Source organism: Aquabacterium sp. UBA2148, assembly GCF_002328915.1.
In the GTDB taxonomy this organism is placed as follows: domain Bacteria; phylum Pseudomonadota; class Gammaproteobacteria; order Burkholderiales; family Burkholderiaceae_C; genus Aquabacterium; species Aquabacterium parvum.
In genome coordinates this window covers 1-16467 of record NZ_DCXA01000095.1, presented here as the reverse complement: position 1 = coordinate 16467, position 16467 = coordinate 1, and the positions used below count along the sequence as shown (strand labels likewise).

The window sequence follows — 16467 nt, the reverse complement described above, 5'->3', positions numbered from 1 at the left end:
GGGCCGAGCGGGGCCGGGGCGGCACCCTGGGTGGCACCCAGGGTGGCAACCTGGGCTCTGTGGCCGTGCACGCCGAAAAAATGTGGTTCCCGGGGGACCGCCGGGCCGTTCGTGGTGCCACCGTGGCGCACGCCCTGGCCGGGGTGCGCAACCGCCTGGTGCCACTTTGACGCTTTGTGTCGCCCAGCGCGCGATGGCTCACCCGGCAGGCTGCGATGCGCGGCTCAGGCCCGCGGTGGTTGCATCGGCAGGCGCGGGCCCATCAGGCGCTCCAGCGCCACGTCGATGACCATGCCCCACAGGCTGTAGAGGACAGAGCCCAGCAGCGCCTGCCAGAAGCCCTGCACCTGGAAGTCGTCGAGCAGGTAGCCGGCGAACTGAAACATCAGGGCGTTGACGACGAAGAGGAACAGCCCCAGCGTCAGCACCGTCACCGGCAAAGTCAGCACGATGAGCAGGGGGCGCACGAAGGCGTTGAGCAGCCCGATGACGAAGGCGGCCCACATCGCGCTGCCGAAGGTGCTGACCGAAATGCCGATGTTCCATTGGGTCAGCAGGAGGAGGGCGGCTGCCAGCAGCAGCCAGCGGACGATCACTTTCATGCCCCAAGGATAGCCCAGGCGGGCTGTGGGTCGTGCAAATCGACCGGGTTTACCCGCGTCGGGTTCAACTTTGCGGAGGGCCGGCCGAAGGTGATGCAGGATGAAAGCTGCCGGCTGCTGGATGGGTGCGGTCGGGGCGTTTGAAGTGGTCCCACCCATTGAAGGCTTGGCATGCGTCGGCTTCTCGAACGCATCTTTGAAGAGTTCACGCCGAACGCCCGGGTCCTGGTGGCCGTGGGTGCGGCCACGCCTTTTCTTGTCGTCTACTTCGTTTTGCACGGCATGGCCCTGCGGCACGAGGAGTTTCGTCAGGGGCTTCACGCCGGTCCCGTGGTGGGGCTGCAGGCCCTGTTCCTGCTGTGTTCGGCCATCAACCTGGGCATCGGGCTCAAGCTGTGGCCCAGGCGCTGGGTGAACGAGCCCGCCGACGACCTGACCCAACTGGCCTGCCTGTCGATCGGGCTGGCGTACACCCTGCTGTGCATGCTCTCGGGCACCTTCACCTCGGGCACCAACCTGATCCTGGTCGGGGTGCTGGCGATCGGCTTGTTGCTCTTCGAGTTGCGGCCCATGGTGGTGGCCTACCTGGTGTGCGCCGCCTTGCTGGTGGGCCAGGACATTGCGGTGATCGCTGGCTGGCTGCCTTATGCGCCGGCCCTGAGCGAAGGCGTCTTTCCAGGTGGCAAGCCGGCCTGGTGGTTCGTCTGGTGGCGACAGTACGTGCTGTACGCCGGTTGGGCCGTGATGATCGGCCTGCTGCTGTTCCTGCTGGCCCGCCTCGATCACCTGCACGAGAACCTCACGCGCCTGTCTTACACCGATGGCCTGACGGGCCTGGCCAACCGGCGGCGCTTCATGGACCTGCTGGGCACGGAGCTGGCGCGTCAGGCTCGCCAGGGCCAGGAGCTTTGCCTGCTGCTGATCGACGTGGACCATTTCAAGGACGTCAACGACCGCCATGGGCACCACGCGGGTGACGCGGTCCTGCGGGACCTGGGGCGCATCCTCATGGCGTCGGTTCGAACGCCCACCGACCTGCCTGCCCGACTGGGGGGCGAGGAGTTCGCCGTGGTGCTGCCCGACACCCGCCTCGATGAAGCCCGCCGCGTGGCCGAGAGGCTGCGCGAGCAGGTGGCCACGCACGTGTTCCAGGACGGGGGCCAGCGCCTGCGGGTGACGGTCAGCGTCGGCCTGGTGGCGGCGCGCGACATGAACCTGGCGACCTTGCTGCAGCAAGCCGACCTGGCGCTCTACCGAGCCAAGGAAACCGGCCGCAACCGCGTGGTCGAGGCCGTGGAGCGGGCGCCATGACGAACGGGCATGTCCTGGCTCGCCTGCGCCGCTGGTGGTGGCGCGGCATCGACGCGATCGAGGCTCACCTGGTGGAGCGTCGCCACGCGGCCAACGTGCGGGTGTTCTGCCTGGGCTTTGTCGCCGTGCTGTCGGTGATCTGGTGCTTGCAATGGCTGGCCGGCTGGCGCGAGGACCTGAACGCCTTGTACCGACCAGGTTGGTGGGGCCCCACGCTGGTGTGGCAGGCCGGCTTGATCGCCTGGTTGCTGGGCATGGCCGCCTGGGGCAAACGGGCGCGTGATGCCCGTGCATCGCACCCGTGGGCAGTGCAGCTGGCGCTGATGCCTGCGCTGGGTGGCATCGTCTTGCTGGGCGTGGCGCACGGCCTGCACGACACGCCCGTGCCCATGCTGATCCTCAATGTGCTGGTGTTCGCGCGCGGCCTGTTCGCCTGGCGCGAGGTGCGCTGGGCGCTGGCCTTGTCGGTGTTGCTGGTGCTGGCCTCCGAGTGGTTGACGGGCAGCGGTCACATGCCTTACGCCCCCTTGCTGAGCACCCCCGTCTTCACCGGGGCTGCCTTGCATCCGTGGTGGGCGTTGTGGGTGCGGGTGTTGTTCGTGCTGGCGGCGGTGTTGATGTCGCTGGTGCTGTTCTGCCTGGCGGTGGCGGTGCAGCGCCGCCGAGCCGAGCTCGAAACCCTGGTGCGCACCGATGCGCTGACCGGCCTGGCCAACCGCCGCGAGTTCATGACCCAGCTCGAACGCGAGGCGCACCGGCAGGCGCGCAGTGGCCGGCCCATGTCGGTCGTGCTGTTCGACGTGGACCATTTCAAGCAAGTCAACGACCGCTGGGGACACCCGGCAGGTGATCAGGTTCTGGCGCGCATCGGTGCGCTGCTCAAGACCCACACGCGCGACCAGGTCGACACCGCAGCGCGCTATGGCGGCGAGGAGTTCGTGCTGCTGCTGCCGGACACGGGCGTCAACGAGGCCTGCCTGGTGGCCGAGAAGATCGCCGTTCGGCTGCGCCAGGAGCGCTTCACCGTGGGCGAACAGGGCTTCCATGTGACGCAAAGCGTGGGCATCGCGCAGGTCGTGGAGGGTGACCTGGACCAGGCATTGCGGATGGCCGATCGCAACCTGTACCAGGCCAAGCAGGCAGGGAGGGACCGGATGGTGGCATCCGTTGCTTTCCCTGAAGATGTCAAACGCCCAGCTTGGGCTGTGTAGCGACCCCACGATGAAACTCCGAACGGTGTCGCGCTGGTTTTTCGTCCTGGTGGTGGCCGCCTTGGTGGCCAACTTCGTCTTCCTGCTGCTCATCCGCACGGCCTACCTGTCGGCCGAGCAGGCGGGCCAGAGGCGGGCCGAAACCCTGCGCCTCGTCTCCGACCTGCAAAACGAATCACTGCTGTTGCGTCGGCTGGTGAGCGCTTACACGGGCACGGCTGCGCCGCGTTACCTGCTGTACTACTACGACCTGCTGGCCATCCGCGAGGGCAGCAAGCCCCAGCCCGATGCAGGCGACGCCTTGCTTTACTGGAACGAGGTGATCGCGGGCCTGCGGCCCCACGCCTTGCCCGACGGGGTGCCTGGCCGGTCGCTGCGCGCGCGCATGGAGGCGCTGGCTTTCAGCCGCGCCGAGATCGACGCCGCCGGGGTGGTGCTGGCCGCGACCGAGCGCCTCATGAAGACCGAACAAGTGGCCTTTGCCGCCACCCAGGGGCTTTACGACCGCCGCACCCAGGCTTACGTCTCAGAAGGCGTGCCCGACCTGGCCTACGCCTCGCAGCTGGTGCATTCGCCGGCCTACGAGACCCAGTCTGCCGAGCTGGCGCGGGCCCTGTCCCGGCTCAGCCAGATCACCGACCAGCGCACGGCCGAGCACCTGCAGCGCAGCGAAGCCGACCTGCAACGCTACATCGTGCTGGCCCTGGCGGTGGACCTGGCCCTGCTGCCCGGCCTGCTGGCGGGCATGTTCGTGGTGCGCACCCGGGTGCTGCGCCCCATCGACCGCCTGGGTCATGTTGCGCGGCGCCTGGCGCGAGGCGACTACGCCACCCGCGCCGGTGGCCGCGACAAATGGGCCGAAGAGCTCGACACCCTGGGCGTGACGCTCAACGTCATGGCCCACGCCGTGCAGGACGACGTCAACCAGCGCGCCCGCGCCCAGCTCGAGCTGCAGGAAGCGCGCGACCAGGCCGAGGCCGCCACCCGCGCCAAATCCATGTTCCTGGCCAACATGAGCCACGAGATCCGCACGCCCATGAACGCCATCGTCGGCATGACCCACCTGGCGCTGCAGACCCCGCTGAGCGTCCAGCAGCGCGACTACCTGGGCAAGGTGCAGTCGGCTTCGGCCATGCTGCTGGGCGTCATCAACGACATCCTGGACTTCTCCAAGATCGAGGCCGGCAAGCTCAAGCTCGAGCTCGCACCCATGCGCATCGACGACGTCGTCAACAACGCGATGATGATGGTGCGCCAGCCCGCGCAAGACAAAGGCATCGAGCTGCGCTGCGAGTTCGCCTCGCCCGAAATCCTCGGCGAGCAGGGCCTCATCTACGGCGACGACCTGCGCCTGGGCCAGGTGCTCACCAACTTGCTGTCCAACGCCGTGAAGTTCACCGAGCGCGGCCACGTGACGCTGCGCGTGCGCTTCCTGGCCTGGCAGGCCGATGCAGCGACCTTGCAGATCGAGGTCGAGGACACCGGCATCGGCATGAGCCGCGAGCAGATGAGCCAGCTCTTCAGCGAGTTCACGCAGGCCGACGGCTCGACCACGCGGCGCTATGGCGGCACCGGCCTGGGCCTGAGCATCACGCGCCGGCTCATCCACCTGATGGGCGGTGAAATCGAGGTCGACAGCACACCCATGCGGGGCAGCTGCTTTCGCATCCGCATGCCGGTGGAGCCGGCCCGCTTGCTGGGCGGCGCGCTGCACCTGGACCGCCGCAGGGTGACCAGCCACGACGAGCGCCAGCGCCTCGATGGCCTGCGCGTGCTGCTGGTCGAAGACAACGCGCTCAACCAGCAGCTCGCCAGCGAACTGCTGAACCGCCAGGGCGCCGAGGTCACGGTGGCGGTGCACGGCCAGGCCGCGCTCGACCGCCTGCGCGCACCGGGCGCGGCCTTCGACGTGGTGCTCATGGACCTGCAGATGCCCGTGATGGACGGCTACCAGGCCACCCGCCTGATGCGCGAAGACCCCGCCTTGCGCACCTTGCCCGTGCTGGCCATGACCGCCCACGCCATGGTCGAAGAGCGCGAGCGCTGCCTGGAGCTAGGCATGCAGAACCACCTCTCCAAGCCGCTGGACCCGGCCACCTTGTACGCGGCCCTGCGGCCCTTCTGCCCGGTGGGCAAACCGCCGAAGGCCGGCCCGACGCTGGCCGAGGTGGCGCCGGAGCTCTCCGGTTGGCCGGCGGTGCCAGGCCTGGACTTGCACCAGGTCGTGCCCCACTTCGCGGGCGACGCCAGCCTGTTCGCGCAGACGGTGCTGGCCTTTGGAGAACACGCTCAGTCGGTGATCGCCTTGCTGCCAGATGCCCTGGCCCGCCAGGCCTGGGCCGAGGTCCACCGCGAGGCCCACACGCTCAAGGGCCTGGGCCGCACGCTGGGCCACGCCAACTTGAGCGAGCAGGCCAGGGCGCTGGAGCAGGTCGCGTCCCAGGGCACATCTCAGGGCACCACGCAGGGCACCACGCAGGGTGCGCCCGCCGACCCGGCCGCCATCCAGCAAGCCGCCCGGCCGCTGCTGGCCACCTTGGGCGTGCTGCTGGCCGACATCCACCGCCTGGACCCGCAGTTGCGTGCCTGCGTTCAGGGTGGTGGCAGCATGTTGCCCGCCGAGCCGACGCTGGATGCAGGCATGATGACCCAGCTCAGCCAGTGGGTGGCCGAATCCGACGGGCAGGCCTTGTCGCTTTGGCAGCGGCACCGATCTGCCTTCGCCGGTGGCATGCCGCCCTCTCTCTTTGCCCGCCTCGACGACGCCCTGGCGCGCTGTGATTTCGACGCGGCCAGCGGCCTGCTGGGAGAATGGCCGGGCCACATGCCAGAACAACCCAATCAGGAAGTCCCCGTGTCATGAGCCGCTCCGAAGACATGCCGACCGTGCTGGTGGTCGACGATGCCCCGGCCAACCTCAACCTGCTGGCCGGCCTGCTGCAGGCCGACTACCGCGTCAAGCTCGCGGCCTCGGGCGCCAAGGCGCTCGACCTGGTCCAGCGCGCCGCCCCCGACCTGGTCCTGCTCGACGTGATGATGCCGGAGATGGATGGCTACGAAGTCTGCCGGCGCCTCAAGGCCGACACCGCCACCAGCGCCATCCCGGTGTTGTTCCTCACGGCCATGACCCAGACCGAAGACGAGGCCCGGGGCTTCCAGGTGGGCGCGGCCGACTTCATCCAGAAGCCCATCAACCCCATGGTGCTGCAGGCCCGCGTGCGCACCCACCTGCAGGTCAAGGCCTACCAGGACCAGCTGCGCGACCGCAATGCCTGGCTGCAAGACGAACTCGGCCAACGCCTGCAGCAAGTTGACCTGCTGCGCGACGCCACCTTGCACGTGATGATCTCGTTCGCCGAGTTCCGCGACGAGGCCACCGGCCACCACGTGCGCCGCACGCAAGAGTACGTGCGCACCCTGGCGCAGCACTTCTTCGACCAGGGCCAGCACCTGGACGTGCTCAACGCGGCCTCCATCGACCACATCGCCAAGTCGGCGCCGTTGCACGACCTGGGCAAGGTGGCCACGCCCGACCACATCCTGCTCAAGCCCGGCCGCCACACGCCTGAAGAGACGGTGATCATGCGCCAGCACGCCATGGCCGGTTGGGAGATGCTGCGCCGCGCCGCCGACCGCATGGCCGGTGACGCCGACTTCCTGCACCACGCCATGGACATCGCCCGCCACCACCACGAGAAGTGGGACGGCAGCGGCTACCCCGACGGCCTGGTCGGCGAGGCGATCCCGCTGTCCGCGCGGCTGATGGCCGTGGCCGATGTGTTCGACGCGCTGATCAGCGCGCGGCCCTACAAGCCGCCGATGCACCTGGACAAGGCCCTGTCGATCATCCGCGAGGGTTGCGGCAACCACTTCGACCCGGCCGTGGTGGCCGCGCTCGAAGCCTGCCTGCCCGAGTTCGAGCGCATTGCCCGCACCTGGGCCGATGCGGAGGTGCCGTCATGAAGGCGGCTTGGCACTTGAGCGCCGGCGTGCGCACCGACACGCCCGCCAAGGCGCCCGCAGCCAGCCCAGCTCGGCTGTCGCGGCTCGCCTGCGCGGCCCTGCTCGCCGCTGCCGGCTCGGCACACGCCGTGGACTGGACCGTCTCCGGCTTTGGCACCGTGGGTTACGCCGTCACCGACCAGGACTGGACCTACCAGCGCCACCTCGACGACGACGGCACCTGGTGGCGCGACACCCGCCTGGGCGCCCAGCTCGACGCGCGCCTGAACCCGGCCTGGTCGGCCACCTTGCAGCTCACCCTCGCGCCCTCGACCCGCCACGACCGCCAGTGGGCCGCCGAGTCGGCCTGGGCTTTTGTTGCCTGGCGCCCCGACAACGACTGGCAGCTGCGCGCGGGCAAGCAGCGCATCCCGATGTTCCTGAACTCCGAGAACCTCGACGTCGGCCAGACCTACGCGCTGGCCCGCCTGCCGGTGGAGGTGTATGCGCTGTCGCCCACCAACGACTTCACCGGCCTGTCGGTCACGCGCACCTGGCAGCACGGCGCGGGCGAGTTGTCCGCCGACGTGTTTGGCGGACGTGCGCAGATCAACGTGCGCCGCCACAGCAGCGACCTGGGCAGCAGTTACCTGGCCACCGACACCGACGTGGTCGGCGCGGTGCTGACCTGGCGCGCCCCGGCGCTGACCTGGCGCCTGGGCTTTCACAACGCGCGCACCCAGGCCGCCAACGGCCAGGCCTTGCCGACGTCCTTCCCCTTTGTCGACCTGGGCGGTGGCATGGTCTACTACCGTGTTTCAGACGAGCTGTATGGCCCGGTGCCCGTTCCCACCACGCGCACCATCGTCAACCAGGTGATCAACCTGGCCGTGGACGCCGAGCTGGCGCCCAACTGGCGGGTGGTGGGCGAGTTCGCGCGGGTGTTCCAGCGCCGCACCTCGCTGGGCACCGACTCGGCCGGGGCTTACGTGGCGGTGCTGCATGAGATGGGCTCGGTCACGCCGTATGCCCTGGTGGCGCGCCAGCAGAGCATGGGCGGCGGGCGCCTGATCGCCAAGCGGCTGCACGCGGCCGCCGACAGCGCGTTCGACCCTCAGCTGGCGTTGGCGCAACGCGCGGCCGCCGAGACCGGCGTGCAGCTCTACGACCAGACCAGCTTTGGCGTGGGCGCGGCCTGGGCCGTGGGCGCGCGCAGCCAGTTGAAAGCCGAGTGGATGCACACGCGCATTGGCGAAGGCTCCTACCTGGTCGACAGCCTCAAGGGCCAGCGCGTGCACGACGACAGCGTGCAGGTCTGGTCGCTGAACTACAGCTTTGCCTTCTGAAGGAGCGACGTTGCCCCACAAGCCCCACCTCCTGCTGACCGCGCTGCTGTGTGCCGCGCTGGGGCCGCTGGCCTCGGTGGCGCAGGCCGGGGTCGTGGTGGTGGGCCACCCGGGCATGCGCAAGCTGGACGTGGCCACGGTCGAGCGCATCTACTCGGGCAAGGTGGTGGAGCTGGACGGCCAGCCCGTGGTGCCGGTGAACCTGCCACCGCAAAGCCCGCTGCGCCAGCGCTTTTTGAAGGACTTCATGCAGCGCGACGAGCAGAACTACCTGGCCTACTGGACGGTGCGCCGTTACGTGGGCAAGGGCGCGCCGCCCAAGGAGGTGGGCAGTGCCACCGAGGTGGTGATGCACGTGCTGCACAACCCGGGGGCCATTGGCTACATGGAAGAGTCCGATGTGCCGCCTGGGGTGAACGTGGTGGCACGTGGCGCCAAGCCTGCTGGCGGGGCACCATGAAGAAACCTTTGAGCAGGAGAGCCCTGTGGACCTGACCCGTTGGGCCTCGGCGCTGGTCGTGGCCGTGTGTGTGTTGATGCTGGTGCGCCTGGTGTTGCCGGCGCCCAAGCGTGCGCGGCTGGATCAGCGGGTGTTGGGCTGGTGGCGACAGGCGCCGAAGGTGCTGAGCCGGCGGTGGCACGCTTTGCGGCATGGGCGGCGGCACCGGGTGGATGCGGAGCGCTTGGCGCGGGATGCGATCGAGCGGGCGCGCAAGACGACGGTGGAGCGCGACGGCAACGTGATCAAGCCGGATGCGTTCAACAAGGGGCCGCGCAAGCCGCATTGATGGGCGTGGCCGGTTGGAGGGTGTCGGGTGCGCTTTCACGGCGCGCCAACCCTCTCGAACATGCGATCGAACATGAACGAAGAAGAACAATTTGGGGCGGGCGAGAAGGGCATCTTGGGGCTCGCTTACGGGGCCAACATGGCCATCGTGGCGATGTTTTTCGGGGGCGTGTCCTGGCTGGCCGTCGACAGCTTCTGGCTGGGTTGCATCGCTGGCCTTGGCATCTTCCTTCTGGTTGTTGCGAAGTGAGGGGCGCTCGTGCCTCGGGAGTTCTTGGGCCTGTCAGAAATTTTGTGTTCGGGGCATAGCATGACGACCAGGAGCATGTATGCCAAGCAAACCGAAGGCGGCCAAGCCTGTGCTGCCGACCATTCCCCAAGAGATTTTGGACCAGTTCGCCAATGGGCCGATGAGCGCTGAGGCGATCCAGGCGGCCTCCATGGCGTTCAAGAAGGCCTTGATTGAGCGGGCGCTGGGCGCTGAGCTGAGCCACCACCTGGGCTACGAGCTCGGAGCAGCGAAGCCTGCGCAGACCATCAACCAGCGCAACGGCACAAGCGGCAAAACCGTCTTGACGGAAGATGGCCCGCTGCAGCTCGACATCCCACGCGACCGCGATGGCTCCTTTGAGCCACAGTTGATTGCCAAGCATGAGCGACGCTTCACGGGCTTCGACGACAAGATCGTCGCCATGTACGCCCGAGGCATGACGGTGCGTGAGATCCAGGGCTTCCTGCGCGATCAGTACGCCACAGATGTCTCTGCGGACTTCATCAGCTCCGTGACCGACGCGGTCATGGCCGAGGTCACCGCCTGGCAAAGCCGGCCGCTGGAGACGATGTATCCAGTGGTGTTCTTCGACGCTCTGAGGGTGAAGATCCGCGAGGACGCAGTTGTGCGCAACAAGGCCATCTACCTGGCGTTGGGCGTATTGCCCGACGGCTCGCGCGACATCCTGGGGTTGTGGATCGAAGGCACCGAGGGCGCCAAGTTCTGGATGAAGGTCTTCAACGACCTCAAGACGCGAGGCGTCAACGACATTTTGATCGCTGTCACCGATGGCCTAAAAGGCATGCCCGAGGCTTTGGCAGCAGTGTTCCCGGCCACGACGCTGCAGACATGCATCGTGCACCTGATTCGCGCCAGTCTGGACTACGCCAGCTGGAAAGACCGCCGGGCGCTGGCGGCTGCGCTCAAGCCCATTTACACCGCACCCACGATGGAGGCAGCGGTGGCCGAGCTACAAGCCTTTGAGGCTGGCCCATGGGGAAAGAAGTTCCCCACTGTCGTAGCGGCATGGCGCAGAGCATGGGACCGAGTCATCCCGTTCTTCGCCTTCCCGCCAGCTATCCGCAAGGTGATCTACACGACCAACGCCATCGAGAGCATCAACGCGCAACTGCGCAAGATCATCAAGACCCGTGGCCACTTCCCCAATGACGATGCCGCCACCAAACTGCTGTGGCTGGCGTTACGCAACATCACCGCAGACTGGGGGCGGGCGGCGCATGACTGGAAGGCCGCAATGAACCAATTCGCCATCCTTTACGAGGACAGATTTCTTCAACCCTCCGTCTGACCAAGGCGGTGTTCAGCCTCAAACACAAAAAATCTGACAGTCCCGAGTTCTTCGTTGAACCGTTTCAACTGGCGCATGCCCAGGCGCGAGATGCCTCCTGTTCGATCTGAAGTGGGTGCGGTCGCTCAGAGGGCGATGCATGCGCTGCCTCTGCTTCTGCTCCTGTTCACCATGACCGGGTGCGCGCCGCTGTCCAAGAGCTTGGCCGTCATGAATGGCGGCGGATCCGGGGGCAGCGTGTGCGAGTTCTCAGGGTTGGGGCGTGGTGGCAGCTGCGCAGACGCCATGGCCTATGTCTACCTGTCCGACACGTGGCGAGACCAACCCCGTGTCTGCGGGTACCTGATCACCTGGAATGTGCTGGGAGCCAAACACTCCGAGCCCGGCCGAGTGTGTTCGGACAACTTGCCGAGTTATTGCGAGTCGGAGGTGTGGCTCCCGGGCTTCGACAACGAGACGGTGAAGCGAGAGGGCGCCGAGCTCAGTGCGAGACACGCGAAAAAGGCGGTGTGTGATCTCGCCATGACCGGCCGCGTTCGCATCGACGTGATTCGAGGTGATGCCGGCAAGGGCCGTGTGGTCTGGTCCGGGGCGGTCTTCACCAATGAATTTGGCAAAGAAACCGGTTTCTCAGGAGAAGCGGGCCCACCGGCCGCCTACTGTTCATCGGATGTGCTCGTCCGGGGTGTCTCAGCCGAGCAGCTCAAGCGGCATGGAGCCTACGATGAGGCCGTCAAGAAGAAGGCTGAACGTTGCAAGTCCGAGGGGGAGGCGGTCAGCAACGTGGTGCAACCCTGAACCTTGACCCCTGGGTTCGCGTTCCGTCAGGTGGACGCAAGCAGTCCCTGCCGATGCACCCGGCCCCCCACCGCCGACGCTGCCAGCACACCCAGCATCAGGACCAGCGCCGCCCCGGCAAACACCCCCGAAGGGTGCCCGTGGTCCATCAGCCAACCGAACACCGGCGCCGCCAGGGCGAAGCCCACGTCCAACCCTGAATACACCGTGCCGTACACGCGCCCGGTGGCCCCAGGTGGCGCCGCCCGCTTGATCAGCATGTCCCGCGAGGGCCCGGCCAGCCCGGTCCCGAAACCGGCCAGGGCCACGCTGGCGGCGCACCACACAGGCGGCAGCCAACCCGTCGCCGCCAGCACCAGCAGCCCCGCTGCCAGCGACATCGCCGCCGCGATCAGCCGCTCCAGCCGCTCGGCCCGCTGTACCAGGAAGCCGCCGATCACCATGCCCGCCGCGCCACACAGCATGTAGCCCGTCACCACGAACGCGGTGATCGTCTCAGGCAGCCCCGCCAGCTGCTGCAAGGCCGGGCTGGCGAAACCCTGGATGGCGCTCAGCGCCGCGGTCGTGAAGAAGAAGAACGAGAAGCACAGCCACACGGAGGGCAGCTTCAGGAACGCCATCGGGTGCTCGCTCACCGGTGTTTGCGCCGCCGCCGCCCGGTGCGCCGCATGGTGGTCGTCGATGGCCTCGCGCTGCCACCACAGCAAGGCGATCACCGACAGCGACACCAGCGCCGCGCAGGCACAGGCGATGCGCCAGCTGCCGGTGGCCGAGCTCAGTCCGATCAGGAACACCGGCGCCGCCGCCCAGCCCAGGTTGCCACTGATGCCGTGGACCGAGAACGCGTGCCCGATGCGTGCCATCGATACCCGCTTGTTCAGGATGGTGAAATCGACCGGGTGAAACGGGGCGTTGCCCAGTCCGGCCAGCGCTGCGGCCAGCATCAGCCCGGCGTAGCCTGTGGCCAGCGAGGCGCTCAAGCCCGCGCCCACGAAGCACGCCAGCCCCGCAAACAACACCGGCCGTGCGCCGAAGCGGTCGACCACGAAGCCGGCCAGCGCCTGCCCCACGCCCGAAATGATGAAGAACACGGTGACCAGCAGGCCCAGCTCGGCGTAGCTCAGCCCGAAGTCGCGGATGAACATCGGGAACAGCGGCGGCAGCAGCATGTGGTGGAAGTGCGAGGTGCCGTGGGCCAGGCCGATCAGGCCGATGGTGGTGGCGTCGCGGCGGGCGTCGGGTGCAGAGGGGGTGGGCGAGGGCACGGTCGTGGCGGTCATGGGGCGTCACTGTACGCCTGGGGCCTTGGGCGCGCAGGCGGGCGCCTGACTACACTTGCGCCTGAACCGTCCTTTTTTCCCATGCGCATCGAACACATCCGCCAGCGCCTGCGCGCGCTCGGCGCCAAGCCCATCCACGAGCAGCGCGTGCTGCGCCTGTGGGCCCAGGCTTTGCCGCAAGGCAGCGGCAAGCGCCGCCCCGAAGACTTCCTGCCCCAGCCCGTGCGCGAGGGGCTCGATGCGCTCATGAGCGAAGTCATGGGCCTGGCCACGCTGCGCTCGGCCCACCCGGGCTCGGACGGCTCCGAGCGATTGCTGGTGGGCCTGCAAGACGGCCAGACGTGCGAGAGCGTGCTGCTGCCGCGCGATGGCCTGTGCGTGTCCTCGCAAGTGGGGTGCGCCGTGGGCTGCGTGTTCTGCATGACCGGCAAGGACGGCCTGCTGCGCCAGATCGGAAGCGCCGAGATCGTGGCGCAGGTGGCCCTGGCGCGCACGCGCCGCGCGGTCAAGAAGGTCGTCTTCATGGGCATGGGCGAGCCTTCGCACAACCTCGACAACGTGCTCGAAGCCATCGAGCTGCTGGGCACGGTGGGCAACATCGGGCACAAGAACCTGGTGTTCTCGACCGTGGGCGACCCACGCGTGTTCGAGCGCCTGCTGCGAGGCCGCGTCAAGCCCGCGCTGGCGCTGTCATTGCATTCGAGCAAGGCCGAGCTGCGCCGCGAGCTGCTGCCGCGCGCCACGCCCATGTCGCCCGAAGAGCTGGTGGAAGCGGGTGAGCGCTACGCGCGCGCCACCGGCTACCCGATCCAGTACCAGTGGACGCTGCTCGAAGGCATCAACGACGGCGACGACGAGCTCGAAGGCATCGAGCGCCTGCTCAAGGGCAAGTACGCGCTGATGAACTTCATCCCGTACAACGAGGTCGAGTCGCTGGACTTCAAGCGACCGAGCTGGGAGCGCGCCGCCGAGATGGCGCGCTGGCTGCACCGCCGGGGCGTGCTCACCAAGCTGCGCCATTCCGCAGGGCAAGACGTCGATGGCGGCTGCGGCCAGCTGCGCGCCCGCGAGAGCGTGTTGCCGGCGCACAAGCTGGCCAGACCGGGCGCGCGCGGCGTGGTGCCGATCACGCCGGCTTGATGGCTGCAGGCGCGATCGCCGGGCATCGTCAGGTGGTGGTGTGCGGTGGGCGCGTGACCGCCGCGTCACTCACCGCGTGACGATCGGGAACACCCCCGTCGGCTTGTCGAGCAACCCGAAGAAGCGCCCCAGCGCCAGGCGGCTGCCGTCGATGCTGGTCTCCTTCGAGGTCAGCAGCGCCATCGCCCCCGCCTGCCCCGTGACCATGCGGATGAAGAAGGGGTGCGTGACCGTGAGCGTCGCGTCGGCATCGGCCACAGCTGTGCCCGGCTCGATGGCCTCGTGGCGCAGCACCCCATTGGCCACGCGCAGCACGTAAGCCTGCTTCAGGTCTGAGAACACCATCTTGATCGTCAGCTTGCCGTCGCCCGCCTTCTCGGCGTTGAGCGAGGCGGCCATGGCTTCCAGGAAGCGCTCGATGGGCGTGTGCTGCAGCAAGTCGGCGAACAGCACGCGCGATTGCGCCTGCGCTGGCGGGCCGTCGCGCAGCTCCAGCGCACCGCTCAGGTACACGTTGCGCCATGGCGCGGACTCGGCCAGGTAGCCCAGTTGCTCGAAGCAACGCGCCAGCAGCTCGCGCGAGGCGGTGTCCTTCGCGTCGGCGTAGACGGCGTGCTTGAGCAGCTCGGCCGCCCAGCGGAAGTCGCCCGCGTCATAAGCCTTCTGCGCGGTGGCGCGCAGCGCGTCGGCCCCACCAGCCAGCGCCACGTAGCCCTTGGCCGCTTCCACCGGCGGCAGCGCGTCGAGGTTGGCGGGGTTGGCGTCGTACCAGCCCAGGTAGAACTGGTAGACGGCTTTCACGTTGTGCCTGACGGTGCCGTAGTAGCCGTGCACGGCGAAGTCGCGCTGCAAGGCGGTCGGCATCTTCAGCGTCTCGGCGATCTCGGGCGCGGTCAGGCCGGCGTTCATGCCGCGCACCGTCTGATCGTGGATGAACTGGTAGGCGTCGCGCTGGTGCTCGATGAAGCCGCGGATGCGCTCGGCGCCCCACACCGGCCAGTGGTGCTGCGTGAAGACCACCTCGCTGCCTTGCACCTGCGTCAGCGCCTCGTTCAGGTAGCCGGCCCAGCGCGTGGCGTCGCGCACCTTGGCGCCGCGCAGCGTGTAGAGGTTGTGCAGCGTGTGGCCCATCAGCTCGGCGCCGCAGTAGGCCTTGAGGTCAGGCAGGGCGAAGGTGAACTCCGAAGGCGCCTCGCTGCCCGGCACGTTGAAGAACACGAAGCGCACGCCGTCGATCACGTGTTCTTCGCTGGGCTTGTGCACCAGCAACGTGGGCGGCAGGATGCCGACGCGCCCGAAGGGCACGGCCTTGCCCAGCCCGTTGTCGACCACGCCCGTGGCGTTGGCCGGCAGGCGGCTGCCGTACATGTACATGGCGCGGCGGGCCATGGCCGTGCCCATCAACACGTTCTCGCTGGTGGCCTCTTCCATGAAGCCGGCGGGCGCCACGATGGGCACCTTCCGCGCTTGCGCCTCTTCGGCCGAGATCACGCCCAGCACGCCACCGAAGTGGTCGACGTGGCTGTGTGTGTAGACCACGGCCGAGACCTGCTGCGCACCCAGGTGCTGCCGCGCAAAGGCCAACGCCGCCGCAGCGGTTTCGCGCGAGGTGCCGGTGTCCACCACGATCCAGCCTGTTTTGCCCTGGATCAGCGTGATGTTGGACAGGTCGAACCCGCGCAGCTGCCAGATGCCCTCGCGCACCTGGAACAGCCCGGTCTGGTTGTTCAGGCGGGCCTGGCGCCACAAGCTGGGGTTGACGCTGTCGGGCGCCGCCTCGGCTTTCTGGAAGGCGAAGGCATCGTGGTCCCAGATGACTTGGCCGGCTTCGTTGCGCACCTGCCCGCTGGGGGCGGCGATGAAGCCGCGTTGGGCGTCGGCAAAGTCGCTGGCGTCGGCGTGCTGCAGCTGCTGGGCCACCTCCGCCTGCGCGCGCTGCACCGCAGGGTGCACCGGGCCGCCGTGCGATGAAGGTGTGCTGGCAGAGGGCTGGCCCACCGTGCCGCAGCCGGCGGCGAGCAGGCACAGCCCGCTCAGCCAGGCCAGGCGCCAGGCCGGGTGCCTGGTCCTGGTGCGGCCGCTCGCGTGCGATGGGCGAAGGAGGGGGTGCTGAGAGCGAAGCGCCATGGGTGTCTCCAGGTGTTGTGCGTCACGCGGGCGGCCGGCGCGCCCTGAAGCGGCCGAGGCCCTGCCTGCATCCTGGGTGCGGGCGCACAATGTGTCCAATGCATTGTTCTCATTTGCATGATGACTGGAGTGCATCGTGATCGACCTCAAACGCCTGCGCCACCTCACGGCCCTCGTCCAGCATGGCAACTTCCACCGCGCGGCCGAGGCCCTGCACCTGACCCAGCCGGCGCTGACGCGCAGCATCCAGGCGCTGGAAGCCCACGTGGGCGCGCCGCTGCTGACCCGCCACCGCACCGGGGTCGAGCCCACCGAGCTGGGCCGCCTGCTGCTGCGCCACGCC

15 protein-coding genes are annotated in these 16467 nt (G+C 68.2%); 12 read left to right on the top strand and 3 right to left on the bottom strand.

Features of this window, described 5'->3' with window-relative positions:
* Positions 1-224: 224 nt before the first annotated feature.
* On the bottom strand, positions 225-602 hold the full coding sequence (locus tag B2W70_RS05110; RefSeq protein ID WP_286743512.1) for a phage holin family protein: 378 nt from the start codon (positions 600-602) through the stop codon (positions 225-227).
* Positions 603-773: 171 nt separating this feature from the next.
* Here B2W70_RS05110 and B2W70_RS05105 point away from each other — a divergent pair, with 171 nt between their 5' ends.
* From B2W70_RS05105 to B2W70_RS05060, 10 genes are all read left to right on the top strand, one after another.
* Entirely contained in the window at positions 774-1913 is a 1140-nt protein-coding gene (locus tag B2W70_RS05105; protein ID WP_286743510.1) for a GGDEF domain-containing protein, read from the top strand.
* Positions 1910-3124 (top strand): GGDEF domain-containing protein, encoded by a 1215-nt coding sequence (locus tag B2W70_RS05100; protein WP_286743507.1) that lies wholly within the window; start codon positions 1910-1912, stop codon positions 3122-3124. Before B2W70_RS05105 ends, B2W70_RS05100 begins: the two co-directional genes overlap by 4 nt.
* Before the next feature lie 10 nt (positions 3125-3134).
* Entirely contained in the window at positions 3135-5987 is a 2853-nt protein-coding gene (locus B2W70_RS05095) for an ATP-binding protein (protein ID WP_286743504.1), read from the top strand.
* Positions 5984-7087, top strand: coding sequence for an HD-GYP domain-containing protein (locus tag B2W70_RS05090; protein WP_286743502.1), 1104 nt, complete (start codon positions 5984-5986; stop codon positions 7085-7087). Before B2W70_RS05095 ends, B2W70_RS05090 begins: the two co-directional genes overlap by 4 nt.
* Positions 7084-8412, top strand: a complete 1329-nt coding sequence (locus tag B2W70_RS05085; protein ID WP_286743500.1) for a porin — start codon at positions 7084-7086, stop codon at positions 8410-8412. The genes B2W70_RS05090 and B2W70_RS05085 overlap by 4 nt, the downstream gene beginning before the upstream one ends.
* Before the next feature lie 10 nt (positions 8413-8422).
* Positions 8423-8872, top strand: a complete 450-nt coding sequence (locus tag B2W70_RS05080; protein ID WP_286743498.1) for a hypothetical protein — start codon at positions 8423-8425, stop codon at positions 8870-8872.
* A gap of 25 nt (positions 8873-8897) precedes the next feature.
* Entirely contained in the window at positions 8898-9200 is a 303-nt protein-coding gene (locus B2W70_RS05075; protein ID WP_137842243.1) for a hypothetical protein, read from the top strand.
* A gap of 72 nt (positions 9201-9272) precedes the next feature.
* On the top strand, positions 9273-9449 hold the full coding sequence (locus B2W70_RS05070; protein ID WP_171010388.1) for a hypothetical protein: 177 nt from the start codon (positions 9273-9275) through the stop codon (positions 9447-9449).
* A gap of 79 nt (positions 9450-9528) precedes the next feature.
* Positions 9529-10779, top strand: coding sequence for an IS256 family transposase (locus B2W70_RS05065; RefSeq protein ID WP_286743495.1), 1251 nt, complete (start codon positions 9529-9531; stop codon positions 10777-10779).
* Positions 10780-10833: 54 nt separating this feature from the next.
* Positions 10834-11577, top strand: a complete 744-nt coding sequence (locus B2W70_RS05060) for a hypothetical protein (protein ID WP_171010387.1) — start codon at positions 10834-10836, stop codon at positions 11575-11577.
* Between the two features lie 26 nt (positions 11578-11603).
* On the opposite strand, the gene B2W70_RS05055 is transcribed toward B2W70_RS05060, so the two are convergent.
* Positions 11604-12857 carry an MFS transporter gene (locus tag B2W70_RS05055; RefSeq protein ID WP_286743492.1) on the bottom strand — a complete coding sequence of 418 codons (1254 nt, stop codon included), beginning with the start codon at positions 12855-12857 and terminating at the stop codon, positions 11604-11606.
* Between the two features lie 81 nt (positions 12858-12938).
* On the opposite strand from B2W70_RS05055, the gene B2W70_RS05050 reads away from it, so the two are divergent.
* Positions 12939-13997, top strand: coding sequence for an RNA methyltransferase (locus B2W70_RS05050; RefSeq protein WP_286743490.1), 1059 nt, complete (start codon positions 12939-12941; stop codon positions 13995-13997).
* Between the two features lie 69 nt (positions 13998-14066).
* Here B2W70_RS05050 and B2W70_RS05045 read toward each other — a convergent pair whose 3' ends face one another.
* Positions 14067-16124, bottom strand: a complete 2058-nt coding sequence (locus B2W70_RS05045) for an alkyl/aryl-sulfatase (protein ID WP_286743488.1) — start codon at positions 16122-16124, stop codon at positions 14067-14069.
* Positions 16125-16260: 136 nt separating this feature from the next.
* Here B2W70_RS05045 and B2W70_RS05040 point away from each other — a divergent pair.
* The coding region (locus B2W70_RS05040; RefSeq protein WP_286743486.1) for a helix-turn-helix domain-containing protein at positions 16261-16467 on the top strand (207 nt) is incomplete at its 3' end.